Annotated in this window: 14 protein-coding genes; 10 read left to right on the forward strand and 4 right to left on the reverse strand. The window is 47.3% G+C overall.

Annotated elements, in window-relative coordinates:
- Positions 1-203 precede the first annotated feature (203 nt).
- Positions 204-1,202 carry a hypothetical protein gene (locus QUA16_RS29600; protein ID WP_333107720.1) on the reverse strand — a complete coding sequence of 333 codons (999 nt, stop codon included), beginning with the start codon at positions 1,200-1,202 and terminating at the stop codon, positions 204-206.
- Positions 1,203-1,824: 622 nt separating this feature from the next.
- Between QUA16_RS29600 and QUA16_RS29605 the strand changes: the two genes are divergently transcribed.
- From QUA16_RS29605 to QUA16_RS29615, 3 genes are all read left to right on the forward strand, one after another.
- A complete protein-coding gene (locus tag QUA16_RS29605) occupies positions 1,825-1,947 on the forward strand; it encodes a hypothetical protein (RefSeq protein WP_333181552.1) in 123 nt (40 codons plus the stop codon).
- A 313-nt stretch (positions 1,948-2,260) separates the two neighbouring features.
- Positions 2,261-2,509 carry a hypothetical protein gene (locus tag QUA16_RS29610; protein WP_333107721.1) on the forward strand — a complete coding sequence of 83 codons (249 nt, stop codon included), beginning with the start codon at positions 2,261-2,263 and terminating at the stop codon, positions 2,507-2,509.
- Between the two features lie 245 nt (positions 2,510-2,754).
- Positions 2,755-5,121, forward strand: a complete 2,367-nt coding sequence (locus tag QUA16_RS29615; protein WP_333107722.1) for a ribonuclease R family protein — start codon at positions 2,755-2,757, stop codon at positions 5,119-5,121.
- Positions 5,122-5,359: 238 nt separating this feature from the next.
- On the opposite strand, the gene QUA16_RS29620 is transcribed toward QUA16_RS29615, so the two are convergent.
- Positions 5,360-6,916: a tetratricopeptide repeat protein gene (locus QUA16_RS29620; RefSeq protein ID WP_333107723.1), complete on the reverse strand. Its 1,557-nt coding sequence runs from the start codon at positions 6,914-6,916 to the stop codon at positions 5,360-5,362.
- A 344-nt stretch (positions 6,917-7,260) separates the two neighbouring features.
- Here QUA16_RS29620 and QUA16_RS29625 point away from each other — a divergent pair, with 344 nt between their 5' ends.
- From QUA16_RS29625 to QUA16_RS29635, 3 genes are all read left to right on the forward strand, one after another.
- Positions 7,261-7,896 carry a flavin prenyltransferase UbiX gene (locus QUA16_RS29625; protein ID WP_333107724.1) on the forward strand — a complete coding sequence of 212 codons (636 nt, stop codon included), beginning with the start codon at positions 7,261-7,263 and terminating at the stop codon, positions 7,894-7,896.
- 258 nt (positions 7,897-8,154) lie between these two features.
- Positions 8,155-9,039, forward strand: a complete 885-nt coding sequence (locus QUA16_RS29630; RefSeq protein WP_333107725.1) for a LapA family protein — start codon at positions 8,155-8,157, stop codon at positions 9,037-9,039.
- A gap of 22 nt (positions 9,040-9,061) precedes the next feature.
- Positions 9,062-9,613, forward strand: a complete 552-nt coding sequence (locus tag QUA16_RS29635; protein WP_333107726.1) for a shikimate kinase — start codon at positions 9,062-9,064, stop codon at positions 9,611-9,613.
- Positions 9,614-10,655: 1,042 nt separating this feature from the next.
- On the opposite strand, the gene QUA16_RS29640 is transcribed toward QUA16_RS29635, so the two are convergent.
- Together QUA16_RS29640 and QUA16_RS29645 are read right to left on the reverse strand one after the other, a co-directional pair.
- Positions 10,656-11,099 (reverse strand): hypothetical protein, encoded by a 444-nt coding sequence (locus tag QUA16_RS29640; RefSeq protein ID WP_333107727.1) that lies wholly within the window; start codon positions 11,097-11,099, stop codon positions 10,656-10,658.
- 65 nt (positions 11,100-11,164) lie between these two features.
- Positions 11,165-11,569, reverse strand: coding sequence for an NIL domain-containing protein (locus tag QUA16_RS29645; RefSeq protein ID WP_333107728.1), 405 nt, complete (start codon positions 11,567-11,569; stop codon positions 11,165-11,167).
- A gap of 177 nt (positions 11,570-11,746) precedes the next feature.
- Here QUA16_RS29645 and QUA16_RS29650 point away from each other — a divergent pair, with 177 nt between their 5' ends.
- The 4 genes from QUA16_RS29650 (at position 11,747) to QUA16_RS29665 (ending at position 17,422) form a co-directional block, all read left to right on the forward strand.
- Entirely contained in the window at positions 11,747-12,349 is a 603-nt protein-coding gene (locus QUA16_RS29650; protein ID WP_333107729.1) for a thioredoxin family protein, read from the forward strand.
- 171 nt (positions 12,350-12,520) lie between these two features.
- The gene (locus QUA16_RS29655) at positions 12,521-12,682 is read left to right on the forward strand and encodes a hypothetical protein (RefSeq protein ID WP_333181554.1); all 162 of its coding nucleotides are present in this window, start codon (positions 12,521-12,523) and stop codon (positions 12,680-12,682) included.
- A gap of 106 nt (positions 12,683-12,788) precedes the next feature.
- Positions 12,789-16,013 carry an efflux RND transporter permease subunit gene (locus QUA16_RS29660; protein WP_333107730.1) on the forward strand — a complete coding sequence of 1,075 codons (3,225 nt, stop codon included), beginning with the start codon at positions 12,789-12,791 and terminating at the stop codon, positions 16,011-16,013.
- 287 nt (positions 16,014-16,300) lie between these two features.
- Entirely contained in the window at positions 16,301-17,422 is a 1,122-nt protein-coding gene (locus QUA16_RS29665) for a hypothetical protein (protein ID WP_333107731.1), read from the forward strand.
- The last annotated feature ends 73 nt before the right edge of the window (positions 17,423-17,495 follow it).

Here is a 17,495-nt window from a genome sequence, read left to right on the forward strand (position 1 = left end):
GGGCGAGAAACCGGGTTTTTTACCCTAATCTTTGGTTCTCAACCTTAATCTCTGTAAAAAACCCGGTTTCTTTAATCCGGGAGCAACGGGGGGCGAGAAACCGGGTTTTTTACCCTAATCTTTGGTTCTCAACCTTAATCTCTGTAAAAAACCCGGTTTCTTTAATCTAATAGCCTCCAGCGCCTTGTTTTGTTGCCCAATTCCTAGGGCAAAGATTCGAGATATTGCAGGAAGTCGAACAATTCTTCTCGATTTAAGAAGTGCCGCGCTTCTTTGCCATAACCTTGTTTGAGATAATCTTTTCCTTGGTTGGGAGTCCAGCCCAACCGCTTGATTTCCTCAGTAGTTCTGCTGTAGATTTCCAGATATTCTAGGAAATCTCCCAACTGTTCGCTAGAAAGCTCTCTCTGCGACGACTTGCCGTAATTGTGTTCGAGACAGTCGCTTTCCTGTTTTTTCTTCCATTGCAGGCGTTTGAGGATGGCGTCTATTTGGGCGATCGTATCAGAATTATCCTCGATCGCATCGCTGGGGATTCCCACTGCGATCGGTTGCAATTCCCTGACTTCGGCCGCACCCTGTAGCAGTTCACTTTGGCTAGCAGTCGGCACCTCCAGTTCCTGAAGTGGTTCGCCGTAGCTAGAAGAAAGCCAAGCGTCTGAGTCTAACTGCTTCGGTACAAATCCAGTAGCCTCGACGCGATCGACCGTTGGCGGCAGCGGTTCCGGTACAGGTGCGATCGGCTCTTCATTTAATTTCGCTTCAGTCTTGACAAAATTGCTTTGATGTGTTTCAGGCAATTTGTCAGCAACAGGCATTTCTAGAACCGGAAGAGGAACACTTGTCGGCCCAACAGGAACCGGAACAGCAGGAGGAGGGGGAGGGGGAACAGCAGCAACCGGGGCAACGGCAGGAGGAGGGGGAACAGCAGCAACCGAAGCAACCGGAGCAACCGGAGCAACCGGAGCCGGATCAACAGTCGCGATCGCACGATCGGGCGCAGCAGATCCAAGAACAGCGATCGCTCGCAACCGGGCACGGTCTTCAGCATCCTCAACAGACTCAGCAGCCGACATAGCCGTAGCCAGAGTTTTGCCGTCAACCTGAACCAGACAGCGAACAACAAACTTACCGTGATGAACAGTCAGCAACTCACAAATTAACTGTCCAGCGGGATAAAGGGCGCGAAATTCAGCAAACATAGTTTTTTGACCCCGAAACCAGAAGGGGCTTATGACGTGAACAAACCTGACGGTCAACTGAGTACAGTTACACCGCAGGCTTCTTTTTCCTTTTTTTCAAAGGCTTTTTATAGTGAGGTAGTTCCACCCCCACTTGCTAATATAGTATCAGAGTATTTCCAGATCATCTTGGGCTATAAAAGAATAATTGTCGCTTTGGGTACCTACACCCGACGAGCCTTTCATCACGCGGGCGTAATTCCCAACGGGGTAAGGGGCGCAGCGCTCTGATTAATCCCCTCTAAATATACCGAGGGACTTCCCGGCTGGTAGTTAAGTTTAGTACACAACCACGCATTAGTTGCTTGATTCTTCAACATTTGTTGAAAACGTGAGGGCGATCGTGTAAGCCCAGGTGCTTCTCATTCTTACAGACAAGTTTGATGAAATTCTTGCGGGGAGTAGGGGTTGGGCGTCAATCGATTTTAGATTTTAGATTTTAGATTTTAGATTTAAGCATTGACCCCACGGATAAATTCGGGGGCTCCTTTATCGGATACAGGTTTTTTATTTCTGGACGGATCAATCCGGGGGCTTGTATCCTGGATGCTTTCGGTCACACCCGCCCAAAAAGACAATTGAAATGCCCAACAGCTTAACAGAAAGCGACTCAGCAAGCTCGATCGTCCCAGAGATCGCGAAAATTTTAAAAATTACCCCAGGTCACGCTTGGCTCAACAACAGCTCAGAGAAAACAATTTTCTGAAAGCACGTATTCAACGTACAATAAATCAAAGGTGAATCATCCGCGCAACCTTTCACGCCACTAAACCCCATCCCACATCCGGCAGTTTAAGCTAACAAGCACCGGGCGTCATTTCTACCTATAGGAGATGACACAGCAACTAAGCAAAAGTAGTAAAAGTCTCCGGTTTGCGTACCTGCACTTTCTACAGCACAGATTGCCTCCCGACCCGCTCGTTGCACCTCCGTCCGCAAGGACAGATTGCGTGCAAAAAAACAGGGGCATCGCAGCAGCGAGCTACTAGCAATTTTGCCTTAAAGATCCGGTAAATTCTTTGCTAAAGCAAGAAGCAAGAGGCACTTCAAAAGGAAGAAGGAACAAGGCAGAAGGAACAAGGCAGAAGGAAGAAATGCAAATTTTATCCCTCTCCATGCCTCCATCGGCTCATCCTCGACTCAAGCCGTCGCTTTCAGTATCGAGCCATCTTTTAAGAACCGACAGGGGCTTTCTAATTTGCGAAGTGCTCGGCGCTGCTGACTTAAAAGCAAACAAACCAACGCTAAAAAATTGTATTGGGGAATAGCGTGCGGGACAGTTGTCTGCACCGTCAGCAGTCAGTTCAAGACAGACAGCAGACAATTAGCACCAAGCCGGTGTCGGGAGAGAATCTCAAAAAAACCTCGCGATCGAACAAGGTGGCTGTGCTCGCGTCTCCACCTATTAACCCGCGCATTTTGTTGGGAAGCAGGCACTACGAGGGCCCGAGGGGGTGCGGCTGATTTCGCCAAAATTAGACTAATTGCTGGAAACAAGAGGATCGATCGCTACATGGAATTTTCTATCGCTGCACTGCTGGCAAATTTTACAGAAGACAAATTAGTGGCTCCTAAAGCATTGGAGAAAAAACTCGACTGCAACGACGCCACCAGTCAACTCAAACTTCAAATCGCATTAGAAGCTCTAGAGAAAATTGGCATATTAGTCAAAGACAAAGGCCGCTATCGCCGAGTAGCTGAAGACGACGTAGTAGAAGCAAAACTGCGCTGTTCGAGCAAAGGATTTTGCTTTGCAATTCAAGACGCCGAAGGCTCAGAAGACGTTTACGTGCGGGAAAGTCACCTCTCGACAGCTTGGAATGGCGATCGAGTTTTAGTCAAAATCATCAAAGAAGGTAGCCGCCGCCGATCGCCCGAAGGCGAAGTCATGCTCATCCTCGAACGCGCCAACCCCTCGGTACTAGCGCGAGTCAAGCAAACCGCCACCCCCACTGGCCGCGTCAGCTACAGAGCAATCCCCCTGGACGATCGCCTGTTGTTTGAACTAGACTTGCTCGCAAATGGCACAAATCTCCAAGAGGCGATCGACCACCTAGTACACGTCGAAGTCAAACGCTACCCCCTCGGCACCCATCGGCCAGTCGGCAAAGTAGTACAGGTACTCGGTTCCGACGCCGAAGCCGCTGACGACCTCGACATCGTATGCTGCAAACACGACTTACCGCGATCGTTCCCCGCCGCCGTCATCAAAGCAGCCGAAAATTTGCCCAGCAAAGTCAAAAAAACCGACATCAAAAAACGCCTAGATTTGCGTAACATTCTGACTGTTAGCTTCAGCAAAAACGAACCGGGAACAAGCAACAGCGAAAACGACGCCCCTCAAGCCCAAGAGGAAAATCTCTCCGAAGGAGGAGGCGAAAACGAGTTCGATCCGACATCATTCCTCTCCGATCCGCCAGTGGAACGCGCTTTGTCGATCGAAACCCTAAAGCCCGGCCGCTGGCAAATAGGAATCCACATCAGCGATGCTGCCGAGTACGTGCAGCCAGAAACCCCGATCGACCGCGAAGCCCGCAAGCGAGGCACCGCCGCCCATCTGGGAGAAAAAATCATCGCCGTACTGCCAGAAACCCTCAACGAGCGCTGCTCCCTCCTGCCAGACAGCGAACGGCTGGCCTTCAGCATACTGCTCACCCTCGACCAATCAGGAGAACTGCTAGAATACGAGATTCAAACCAGCGTCATTCAAATTGACTACCACCTCACCTACGAGCAAGCTCAAGCAATTCTCGAACCAGGCGATGCCGAAGAGCACCCTTTATCCTCCGCCCTCCGTCCTTTCCTCGATCAACTCGGTGCCGCCTCACAGGCTGCCAGACAGACAAGGCTCAAGCGAGGAGCTTTTGAACTAAATTTGCCCGATGCTAACTCTCACTTCGACGACGAAGGCGAATTAGGAGCTTTTGCAACGGCTCCCCCCGCCCAGTCGGCTGTCTCCGAGTTGATGGTACTTGCCAACCAAGCCGTCGCCACTCACCTGCAAGCCTTGGGAGTCCCAGCAATTTACCGCGTCCAGCCGATGCCAGACCCGGCAGACATTCAAGAGTTCATCAAACTCTCCAACAACCTCGGAGGCGAACTGTATCTCGAAACCGAAGAAGAAGTTTTGCCCTTGGACTTTCAGCGATTTACCCAGCAGTTTGCCGGTCTTAAGTCCGAAAGAGTTCTCACCTACCTGCTAGAAGACACCATGAAGCCCGCTGTTTACAGCACCACTCCCAAGCCACACTTCGGTTTGGGACTGTCAGAGGGTTACACGCGCTGCACTTCGCCGCTTTCCCGCTACGCCGATTTGCTGGTACTGCGGGTGTTGCAAGCGGTGTTCGAGCAAGGCCGCAGCAGCCGCACAACACGGGCTAAGGAAAAAGTTGACTTGCACCATTCCTCCTGTCACGGTCAAATTACTTGGAATGTTCTCCCGCCAGATTTGCACCACGAATTTGAGACCGAGTTCGCATCGGTAGTAGTACATCTAACCGAACGCGAAAGAGTTGCTGAGGATGCCGAAAGCGATTTGCAGGGATTGAAGAAAACCGGATTGATGAAAGAACGCACCGGTCAAACTTTCCAGGGTTTGATTACAGGCGTGCAGTCTTACGGTTTCTTTGTGGAAATTGAGGTGCGGCCGCCGGAGAGTGACATCCTGCGAGTTGAGGGATTGGTGCACGTTTCTTCGCTAAAGGATGACTGGTACGAATATCGATCGCGCCAGCAAACTCTGGTGGGTCGCAAAAACCGCAATCAGTACCGTTTGGGCGATCGGGTAGAAGTTCAAGTCAAGAGTGTTGACTACTACCGCCAGCAAATTGATTTAGTTGCAGTTGGCGGCGGCAGTCAAGCTTTTGATGATGATGAGTAGTTAGTTGATAGTTGATAGTTGATAGTTGATAGCTAACAGTAAAGGTAGGGTGCGTCGCCAGTTTCCAACTCTCGCCTGTTTCTAACAAACGTCTGCTGTTCAGAAACCGGGTTTCATCAAGAAACCCGGTTTCTGAAGTCCGCTTCAAGAAAAATCAGGCTTTTTTGCAAATATTGCGGTGCTAAAATTCGATACTTTCCAAAAAAATCAGGTTTCTGGACTCGATTCAGTGAAGGATCTAGAGCATCTGTGAGGATGTGGGGTGGAAGGCTTTCCCGCACACCAAGGCGCATATTTCTAGTCTCTCCGAACAAGACCAGCTTTTGGCTAAGTCTTTTTGATACCAAACATTTTCTAGCACTTCTTTGATAGATTTGCTGCGGAGGTTGTTAAATCCTTGCCCATATTTTTCAAACAGAGCGATCGCCTGGGTCATATAAGTGTCGCTGTAATGAGCGTATTTGGTCTGAGCTGTATAGCAGCAGGGCCACAGTTCAGCGTCAAAACTAACGTAAATTTCAGCTTTCTTTTGCGACTGGCAGTTAATTTCAATGCCCTGAAAATAATTTTCTAATCCTCCATATTCTTGGACGGCTTTGCGAAAGTTGGGGATTTCTGGATTTTGATACTGGGGTAAGGAAGCCGGCTTGAGTTCTACGGAGCTTTCTTTGTTCGCTTTAGCAGCTTTAGCCGGAGCAATTTCTTGAGCGAGTTGGAGTTTAACGGCTTGCTGAAAAGCTTCATTTGCTTCTTCTATTTTACCTAATTGTGTCCAAATTTTGGCTAAATTTCGATACACTCCTGAAAAATTTGGTCGAATTTCGAGCGCTTTTTGATAGTGAGAAATTGCGGGTTCCCATTGTTTTTGAGAAGCATAAACGCTGCCCATATTTGCATAAACTTCGGCAAATTCTGGCTGAATTTCTAGGGCAGTTTTATAGGAGTTCATCGCTTCCTCCAGACAGTCTGTGAGCTGTAGCAGATTGCCTAATGTTTTGTGAGCGACGGCAAAGTTTGACTGAATCTCAAGTGCTTTTTGACAAGCTAAAAATGCTTGTTCTAAATTTTTTTCCGCTAAATAATCTTCAGCTTGTCGGTGAAAATTGAGAGCTGCTTTTTCTAGGGTGATGGGGGTAGAACGATCGCGCTTTTCCTGCGTCTGGGAGTCCACCTCTGCGATCGCCTCCTCCTTTTCTCCGACTTCATCAACCTCTGACAGCGCAAAGCGAGACGTTGCTTTAGCTTGAAATTTAATAAACCCCAGTCTACGGGCCAAAGCGCGAGCTTCTTCGACTTGGTGTTGATTGTGTTCAAAGACTAAATATTGCCACTCTGCTTGGCCACCGGCGCCAATAAAGGCCTCGACGGATTCCATAATCCGGTTCCAGTTTGTATTGCGACGGTAGAGGTGGTTGGTATCCGCTAATCCATCGATGGCAAAAATAACGCGATCGTCTGGTTGATTCAAAATTTTGGCCAGTTGTCGCCACCAATCAGGGCTGCGTCCGCTACCATTGGTGTACATCCAAAGGTAATTGACTCCCATTTTGTGAAAATACTTTAGCGCCGGGAGAGTGGTATTACTCACCATCGCATCCCCAAAGTTGCCGCACAGGTAAATGCAAGACAACTGAGAGCAGAATTCTTTAGGGAAGATTCTCTTAATATCTGCTATTGTCAATTCTGTCATTGGCAAAATAGGGTTCCCCGTGCGCGGACACTGAGGACAACCGGCATTACATCGGGAGGTAATGTCTAATTGCACTATTTCGATATCTTCGTATCTTAAGAACATTGTCTGCCTCCCCTGATGTTAATAAAGTAAAGTTAGTAGTTCTATTGTGACACAGAGTTGGTCGCGCGATCAGGATGTAAGATGGGGCTGGGATCTGGAGCTCTGGCGATCGCAGTTAGCCTTTGTTTTTGTTAACGAAGAATAGGGTAATGATAATCCTGGCGAGCGCAGTCGCATACTTTCTTGTAGTATCCGGGGGTGTTGCAGGTGGCTATAGGTTTCGCCTTTTATTGTTATTAAGAGCGATCGCCACGCAATCATTGAATTGATTGATGAGTGTTGTGGCTGTTATTAGCACCTATCGCGCTATTATAATTAGTGAGCTTATTGCTGGATAATTGCCCATGACTAATTCTGTTTCAGTCCCCGCCCAACCTCTAATTGTAGGAGTTACCGGTGCATCGGGACTGATTTACGCGGTGCGAACATTGAAATATTTGTTGGAAGCCGATCGCGCGATCGAACTGGTCGCTTCCAAGTCTACTTACATGGTTTGGCAAAGCGAACAGAACACTCGAATGCCCGCCGAACCGACGCTACAAGAGGAATTCTGGCGGGAACAAGCAGGAGTCGCCACAATGGGTAAACTTCGGTGCCATCCCTGGCAAGATGTCGGTGCTAATATTGCTAGTGGCTCCTTTCGCACCCAAGGGATGATGATTATTCCCTGTAGCATGAGTACGCTGGGCAAGTTGGCGGCTGGCTTGAGCTCGGATTTGCTCGAAAGAGCGGCCGACGTTCAGCTCAAGGAAGGGCGAAAATTGGTACTCGTGCCTCGCGAAACGCCTTTTAGCTTGATTCACCTGCGGAATTTGACTACCTTGGCGGAAGCTGGAGCTAGAATTGTACCAGCGATTCCTGCTTGGTATCACAATCCGCAAACTATTGAAGATTTGGTAGACTTTGTGGTGGCTCGCGCTTTAGACCAGTTGGGGATTGATTGCGTTCCTCTCAAACGCTGGAAAGAAGATGTCAGTTGACAGTTGACAGTTGGCAGTTGACAGTTGACAGTTGGCAGTTGACAGTTGACAGTTGGCAGTTGACAGTTGGCAGTTGACAGTTGGCAGTTGACAGTTGACAGTTGGCAGTTGGCAGTTGACAGTTGGCAGTTGACAGTTGACAGTTGACAGTTGACAGTTGGCAGTTGACGGTTGACAGTTGACAGTTGACAGTTTGTTATTTGTTATTGATGATTTGTTAGTTTTAATTACCAATTACCTATTACCAATATTTTTAATATGCGACCTGTATTTTTGCTAGTAATTGTGGTAGGGCTAACTATTTTTGCCCTGCAAAATGTGGAGCCGGCACTATCGCTGGTGTTTTTGGGAGTTCGATCGCCTGCTTTGCCTTTATCTATCTGGATTTTGCTGAGCATGGTGGTGGGAGCTATCACATCTTTATTGATTTCTGGTTTGCTCGCTTTTTCAAATTACCTATCTCCAACGGGAGACCGCAGCGGCCGATCCAGTCGCAGCGGTCCCGATACTTTCCCAGAGGACAGGAGAACACCTTACACGCCGCCTCCCCCTCCTAGAAAACAGGGACTTGACCCGGATCTGAATAGGGATAATAGCCAAACTCAAGCTCCTGGTTCCTACCGAACTGAGTACGGCACATCGGCGGGTTACAAAGCCGGGACTTTCCTGCAAGAAACTCCGAACCCGGATGGGGCGAAGGATTACGCTCAACCGGGGACTTATGCAGCGGCAGACGATGAGGACGATTGGGTCTCAGATGGCTCAAAATCCGGCTCTCAAGGGGCTGATGACGATTGGGGGGACGATCGCGATTTTCCCGATCGACCGCAGGTAAATGATGTTCCAGCGGCAAATCCGAGGGCTTACGAAGCTCAGCAGGAACCGAAAAGCAAGTCTTGGGCTGGCTCAGTATATTCTTACGGCTATCGAGATCCGAGTCAGTCTGGGGTGGGGCAAACTGAGTCTGTATACGATGCGGAGTATCGAGTGCTGGTTCCTCCGGGAGGGGAGATTCCTAAACCCGCTGATGAAGCACCTATAAATCCTCTGGCAGAAGCAGATGAGGATTGGGGATTGGATGAGGGTGATGAGTTTGATGACGATGATGGCCTCAGTGGCCGATCGATTAACCTGAAAAAATAGAAAAATATCGGAGGATTTGGCAGTGGATGGGTTGAGGGGAGTAAATATCTATCTTGTCGGGATGATGGGTGCGGGAAAAACAACGGTGGGGCGGATTTTGGCAAAAAAATTACAATACCGTTTTTTTGATACTGATGAACTAATTGTTCGAGTTGCTAATCAGTCAATTGCTGAGATTTTCGATCGAGAAGGGGAAGAGGCTTTTCGGGAACTAGAAACTAAAGTGCTCGGTGAGTTGTCTGCGTATCAAAATTCGGTCGTGGCTACGGGCGGGGGCATTGTGACGCGATCGATGAATTGGGGTTACTTGCACTACGGTGTAGTGGTTTGGTTGGATGTGCCTGTAGATCAATTGTACGATCGACTGCGTTCGGACACCGCTCGACCCCTACTGCAGGAGGGCGAGCTCAAATCTAAGCTGCAAAGCCTTTTTAAAGAGCGAGAGCGTTTCTACACTCAAGCAGATGTCCGAGTCTATGCTGGTGTGGGTGAAAGGCCTGAAACAGTGGCGACTAGGGCGATCGAGGAAATCCAAAAAGTTATCAAACCAGAAACCGGGCCTGAGCTCAATTGATACATTCAGAAACCGAGTTTCTAAGAAAATAACAGGTTTCTGAGGACTTTTGATACCAGTTCAAAAAAATAATGCAACCCTACGCAAGCTCCAAACCACCACCTTTATCAGTCAGTCCCAAAATCTAAAATCTAAAATCTAAAATCTAAAATGGTATGATATCAAATCCGGTAGCATCGGAATTATTCCTCTCTGTATTCTCTCCCTCTGCGTTCTCTGCGCCCTCTGCGGTTAAATCATTCCGATACAACCGGAAACGATATGACTTGGGTGAAAATACTGATATTTGTCTGAGTGTGTCCGTTTAACCACCCAATATTTTGCAATCCACCGGGTTTGACTGGATGTGATGCGTAACTTTTAGAAGCATGAGGATGTGGCGATGCGGAGATTTTATAAAAAAACTAATGGCAGACTCGTCTGATTCCTTAAAGTCGGCTATTGAGTTCTCCCTAAAAATAAAATGGCCCCACCGCTGAAGGGCTGTAGGGCGCAAGGACAGTTAAACGCTAACTTGATTGTCGGGAAATTTAGCATCAATGCTATCCTCCTATGTGACGATTTTACGATCGTCCATTCACTCATCAATTTTCCTGTATCAAAAAATGTAACCCAGCACCGATCGAATTTAATCTGTCCTATTCTAAAAAAAATACCTCATGCATTCTGACTAGCAGCTCCCTAAAGCTGCTTTTTTATTGGGATGAGTTTTTGGCTGCGGGACTTGCGGGATTTTGGCAATAACATTTTGAGCAACAGTCGCTACCGTTCAATACTGCCCTAGGGGTTTTCAGTTCCACTCCCGGTGTGTCGGTAATTAGTAATTGGGAATTAGTAACGCGCAACGGGGAATCGGAAATTGAGAAGCTTTACCTCACGAGGCTGGAAAACTGCTATGATTACGGCGCGGAACGGGGAATTAATCCGGGGGTGGGGGATTGAAAAAAAATAAGCTGTATTTATTGATGGGCGAGCTGATAGTTTTCGGCTAAATATCCGTTGCGAGTTATAGAATTTGGTTGGATGAATTTCCCGTTCCTCATTAAGAGAATACGAGCCTGCCTGTTTTTAACCAAAACTCGATCGCTCCGCCCAACCCCACACCTGTTAAAGAAATGGTAGCTAATACCGCAAAAGCCCGCCAATCTTTCCAACCAGATATTTGAATATCGAGTCTTGCCAAAGCTCCGGCTGAAATCAAGAGTAAACAAGTAGCAAAAAGGTGCAGCCAAGCAAAAACTACCACTGCCACAAAAGCTCCTACAATAATAGAAAGAAAAGCACCGATATCACTCGAAAACCACCGCACAATTAAGGCTTTTATGTCTCTCAGAGGGAACGACAAGGCGACAGCCAACACTAAAATGGAAGCTATGGCTAGAAACCAAGTCAGGTGCGGTGGAACATCAAACTCAGATAATTTCCAGCCAAAACTAAAATAAGTAACAAAAAGTAGAGTTAGGGAAACCCAAGAGTTTTTTTTCATCCAATGGCACAATTAGGAGAACCAGGCAAAAAAAAGATGATGAACCCGATGAGTTTGTACAGGTTCTAGAGGTTAGTAGAAATAGCTTGCACCGGACAGGTAGGGATGCACTGCTCGCAAACGATACACCGCGATCGAGCAAAACTAAGTTTAAAGCTTTCTGGGTCAATGGTCAAGGCTTCTGTCGGACAAACCCCCGTACACAAACCGCAATCAACGCAGATATCTTCGTCTATGAGTATTTCCCGACTGGCTAGGGAAACGCCGATATTTTGCGATCGCATCCAGTCGATCGCCGCTTCTAGTTGGTCGATGTCCCCTGATAACTCTAGCACCAGTTTGCCCACTTGGTTCGGAGCCACCTGAGCGCGGATAATGTTGGCTGCAACATTAAAATCCTTTGCCAGTCGATAGGTGACAGGCATTTGGATCGATCGTTGGGGAAACGTCAGTGTTACCCGTTTTTTCACCCTGCAAGTCCTCGGTAATTTACAAACAATCTTTGTTATCTTCTGTTTTAGCGCACTTGGCCTAATTCTGGCCTCTTCAAAAATTTTTATGAGATTGGTCTGATTATCTCAAAATGTGCTATAATCTGAATCTATTATTTAAAATAAAAACATAGAAATCCAAGCGCAATTTATTTTATGACTCAGAATTCCCCCAAGTCAACAGTCGTCCCCGCAGCCAAAAATCCCGAAACAAAAGTCGCCACGCGCCTCAGAAACTTATTGATCGTGTTAACAGCGATCGCCCTTTCAATATCCATCTTCTTCGGGCTGCAAACCCAAACGCCGTCAAGCAGTCTCACCGACATGGCAAAAGCTTCAATGCCATTAGAAACAGCTTTGGTAAATGGCAAACCGACACTCATGGAATTTTATGCTAATTGGTGCGGTAGCTGTCAGGCAATGGCTAAAGATCTGAGCGAAATCAAACAGAAATACGCCGAACCGATGAATTTTGTGATGCTGAATGTAGACAATGACAAATGGCTGCCAGAAATCACCAAATATCGAGTAGATGGCATTCCGCACTTTGTCTATTTGAACGATAAAGGCAGCGCCGTTGCTGAAACGATGGGCGAAATGCCGCGCAGTATTATGGAAGCTAATTTAGAAGCTTTAATTGCAGGAAAACCTCTGCCCCACGTCCAAGCGGCAGGTCAAGTTTCTAATTTTACTCCCCCCACAGGGCCTGTGAAAACAAGTAGCTCCGACCCCCGCGCCCACGGCTCTCAAGTACAGTAAAAGCAGGAAGTTCGGCAACGGATTCTGTAACGGATGTAACGGATGTAACGGATGTAACGGATGTCAGGAAGAGGGAAGAGGGAAGAAAGAAGAGGGAGAAGGGAAGAAGACTTTAGGAACAGGCAAGATGCCTGTTCCACAAGAAAGTTTATTTGTTGTGGAACAGGCATCTTGCCTGTTCCTGATGGCGATAACTTAGAGAGATTCAAAAGCCCTTCGGAATTTCTGCCAATCTGCGTTGTGGGCGATCGACTACCTCTAAAGAAATATTCACAAAAACTTTTGGGAATATTTATTAAGATTTATTATACTCCTCGTAAGGTGCGTCAGTAGATATTCTCTCACCGCCTAGAAAAATTCAAGACTGACGCACCCTACTAGAATTAATCTGACTGACTGGGTAAAGTTTTCAATTCTAAAATCTAAAATCTAAAATCGAATGACCCCCGACAAACCCGGATTCAGTATTAGCGCGACCGCCATTCGCCGCCACATCGGCACCCTCATGCTGACACTTGCTATTATAATCGTGGGCTTTTTTTACATCACCCAACTGCCCGTTGACTTGCTACCCTCCATCACCTATCCCCGCATCGGCGTGCGCTTAAACGCCCCCGGCGTCTCCCCTGAAGTAGCAATAGACGAAGTTACCCGCCCCCTCGAACAAGGACTTTCCGCCACTGAAGGCGTCATGCAAGTTTTCTCCCGGACTCGCGAAGGACAAGTCAGCGTCGATTTATTCTTCAAACCGGGGGGGAACATCGACCAGGCCCTCAACGACGCCACCGCCGCTGTCAACCGCATCCGCAACCGACTTCCCGACACAGTTGAATCGCCGACTCTCTTCAAAGTTGACCCTTCCCAGCAGCCGATTTACGAATTTGCCCTCACTTCAGACTCCTTGCAAGGAGTTGATTTGCGCGTATTTGCCGACGAAGAATTATCCAGAGAACTAAACGTAATTCCAGGAATAGCAGCAGTTGACGTTGCTGGCGGCGTGCAAGAAGAAATTCAAGTAAATATTGACTTAAATCGCTTGCAATCTTTAGGCGTCAGTATTTCCGACGTTTTATCAGCCCTTGAATCCCGCAACCTCGACACTTCCGGCGGGCGGCTGCGGCAAGAAGCAGCGGAACCTTTAACCCGCACCGTGGGACGGTTTCGGAATGCGAAAGAAATTCAGGCAATTTCTTTTCAAGCATCGGGTTCTAATCCGCCCAAACGAGTTTTTTTGCGCGATTTTGCTCAGGTAATTGACGGTACAGAAGAAGAACGAGTTAAAGTATTTCTCAATCAGAAAGCAGCAGTAAAAATTAGCATTCAAAAGCAGCCGGACGCGAATACAATCTCAGTTGTAGACGGCATCAAAAAGCGGCTAGAAGAATTAAAAGCATCCGGGCTCATTCCCGAAGGCACGACTATCGTCAATACTTTTGATGAGTCTAAGTTCATTCGCGATTCTATTAGCAACGTCGTATTTTCTGGTTTGACCGGGGCTGTTTTAGCCGGGGCGTCTGTATTGCTGTTCCTGGCTTCCCTGCGCCAAACTTTGATTATTGTCCTGGCAATTCCTCTCGCAACTTTAATGGCGATTATCCTGATGGGAGTTTTTCACCTATCTCTCAACGTCTTCAGTTTGGGCGGTTTGGCGCTGGGTGTGGGAATTGTGGTCGATAACTCGATCGTGATGCTGGAGAATATTGTCGAAGGAACCAGCAATAAAAACAGTGCAAACGGCAAGCAGCGCTTAAGTAACAAGCAGTTGATGCAGCAAGCAGAAAAAAGTAGCCAAGAATTAGAATCGGCTTTATTTGCTTCCACCATCACTAACTTAGTTGCCGTACTGCCATTTTTGCTCATCGGCGGCTTAGTTTCCTTACTTTTCAACGAATTAATTCTCACCATCAGCTTTTCCGTCGCCGCCTCTCTGATTGTCGGATTGACAGTTGTACCGATGATGGCTTCTCGGCTGCTAGCGCTGCGGGTATCCAGCGGTTTGAGCAACTTTTGGCCACTGCGCGCATTCGATCGAGCTTTTACTAATGCTACGGCCGGTTACGGTAAATTTTTATCGGGCATAGTGCGGTGGCGGTTGATTATCATTGCAGTAGCAATTATTGGATTGGGCGGCGGCAGTTGGCTGATGGCTGGTCAAATTCCCCAGGAAATATTGCCGAGAATTAATACCGGTCAAGCGAGATTGTTTGCTTTGTTTCCCGCCGGCACAAATTTGGCAACCAACCAAAAAATAATGGCAGAAGCTGAGAAAATTATCCTCAGCCAACCAGAAACTCAATACACTTTGACAACAGTGGGCGGGCTGTTGTTCGGCAACAATACGGTTGAAAATTTGCTGCGCGGCGGCTGCAACATTACGCTGAAACCGGGCACCAATACATTGGCTTTTGTGGAGCGAGTTACGCAAGAATTGAATAAAATTGATTTGCCCAAAAATACTCGTTTGCGCCTGAATCCAGAAAATGTGCGGGGTTTGGTTTTAACTAATTCGCCAGTGCGCGGCGCTGAAGTTGATGTCTTACTTCAGGGCGAAAACGAACAAATATTGCAGCAAACTGGCCGCGAGATATTGGCAACTTTGGATAAGAAGGTAAAATTAGCTCGTTTTCGCCCGGATGGAGACCCGCAGCAAACGGAAGTGCAGATTCGCCCCAACTGGGAACAAGCGGAAATCTACGGGTTGAATGCGAGGCAAATTGGAGAGGCGATTCAGACAGCAATTCAAGGTTCTGTTCCTACGCAATTGCAGCGGGGAAACCGTTTGGTTGATGTGCGGGTACAGTTCGATCGCGCTTCTGTTCAATCGATTTCGGAACTAAAATTTATTCCTTTAACGGCTAGGGATAACAGAATTATCCGCTTGAGCGATGTGGCGAATATTGAACTGGGAAAAGCGCCGGGGGAAATTCAAAGGCTTAACCAGCGCCAAGTTTTCCTGATTGCTGGGAATATTAATAAGGGCGCGAGTTTGGGTGATGCTTTGAAACAAGTGGATGCAGTTTTGTCGGAAATAAAATTGCCACCAGGAGTGCGAGTTATACCGAGTTCGGCGGCGGAAACTAACCGGGAATTGCAAAGTTCGCTGGTTGTTTTGGGATCTTTGGCTGCGTTTTTAGTATTTGTGGTGATGGCGGTGCAGTACAATTCGCTTGTCGATCCGCTGGTGATTATGTTAACGGTGCCGCTGGCTTTGGCTGGGGGGATTTTCGGGTTGTATGCGACTAAAACTGCGATCGGCGCAACGGTGATTGTGGGGGCGATTTTGCTGGTGGGAATTGTGGTAAATAATGCGATTATTATGGTGGAGTTGGCGAACCAAATTCTCGAAGATGAAAAGGTCGATCGCACAACAGCAATTCTCAGGGCGGCACCTCAGCGCTTGCGGCCGATTTTGATGACAACTATTACCACAGTTTTGGGTTTATTTCCCCTAGCTTTGGGCATTGGAGACGGTTCGGAATTCTTGCAACCGCTGGGTGTGGTGGTGTTTTCCGGTTTGTCGCTGGCGACGCTGCTGACGCTGTTTATTATTCCGTGTTTCTATATTTTGCTGCACGATTTCTTCGGGATGTTTGCAGCGAAGAAGAAGCCGCATGCGGTGGCTATTCCTGTGCAGAATGCGGGGAGAAAGAATGCGAATTTGTGAAACATAGCGTCAGAAAATACCATATAACCCCATTCTTACACATACTGTAGGGGCGGGTTCACCCAGAGTTTTAAAGGATACCAAAAGACTCAAAAACCCGCCCCCACCCCGCGCGAAACTCCTGAAGATTGATATTGGTGCAAGATTTGAGTGGGTGGGGGCGGGTTTATTTAACCTGTTTGCAGCCCGCTCGGCTATTGGTGAACCCGCCCCTACAGGTTAATAGAAAATGGTGCAAAATTTTAGTTAAAATAGAGTCTATCAACGCAGTAAACTTAAATATCTTTATGCTGATTTTACCAAAATATGAAAGACAAATTGACTGGTCGTTCTCATATATAAATCAACGCACTGATTCCGAGTGGACGATTGCGACAAGTTGCGATAGCAAAAAAGTCACTTTAGTCGATCGTAACTTGTCGCCAAAATACGAATACCAGCTTCCCGACGAAATTAGCTGTTTAGCCATTAGTCCCAAAGGCGATTTGCTGGCAGCAATTATGGCAAATGGCAATCATTTAGCAATTATGACAGCAGAAAACCAGCTAGTTTTTGAAGAACAGCTACCTAACCCTCCTGTTAAGTTTTCGTATAACAAAAATGGATTTCAGGACTGCTGGTTTGATGCAGACGGCGTGCGTTTTTGGTGCATGAAATTAATTGAAGGCGGGGAAGTCGAGATTCAAATTCGCGATACCAATTCGTGGCAAATTCAACGACAACTTTTGCTCGAAGACCCTTTTTGCTGGAGTTCCTTCTCGTTTCACCCGCACCCCGAAAATCAAATTTTAGCTCTTTGGGCTGCCGCAGGTCAGGACGGACAGCAAATCTACTGGCTTTATGACGATGGTACGGAAATTCACGCCGTGGAGGTTCCATGTCCCGATGACACAGGGCCTCCAGAATTTCATCCTGCTGGTGGCGAATTTGTGGTTGTACACGATTGCGATCGACAAATCAGCAGATTCAGTTTTCCTGAGTGCAATCTACTTGGAATATGCGAATGCCCTTGTCCTGATTCGGATGACAGGTTTAGCTACTCTACCTACCTATCAGACGATCGCCTTCTAATTAACACTGGTAATGGGAGAATGTATCTAATCGATATTGAAAAAATGGAAATGTTAGATGAACTGATTTTAAGCGGTCATGAACCGCGTCCTTCTCAAGAACTTTATCCTAATCTCAAGGATGTTGAAGAAGGACTTTGCAGCGACTTGGACCGCTTTTATCGATTTGATTCAGATAGTATTCTTTCCGTTCACTCACAACTGCCGAGTCAAGAAGCTGACTCTACACAGAAGACATTAGTTATCTTTGGGGGAAAAGAGCTGTTTGGTTCCTTGACGGAGGTACAACAATCCGCACCCTACAGTCAATTATTCATTCAATCTTTAGGCATTTCTTAAGGATTTTCAATACAAAACGCTTCTTGTGCCGTGTTAGCTTTTCACTCGCTTTCCCACAATCCGACAGGGGTTG

Source organism: Microcoleus sp. S13_C3 (genome assembly GCF_036700905.1).
Lineage (GTDB): Bacteria > Cyanobacteriota > Cyanobacteriia > Cyanobacteriales > Microcoleaceae > Microcoleus.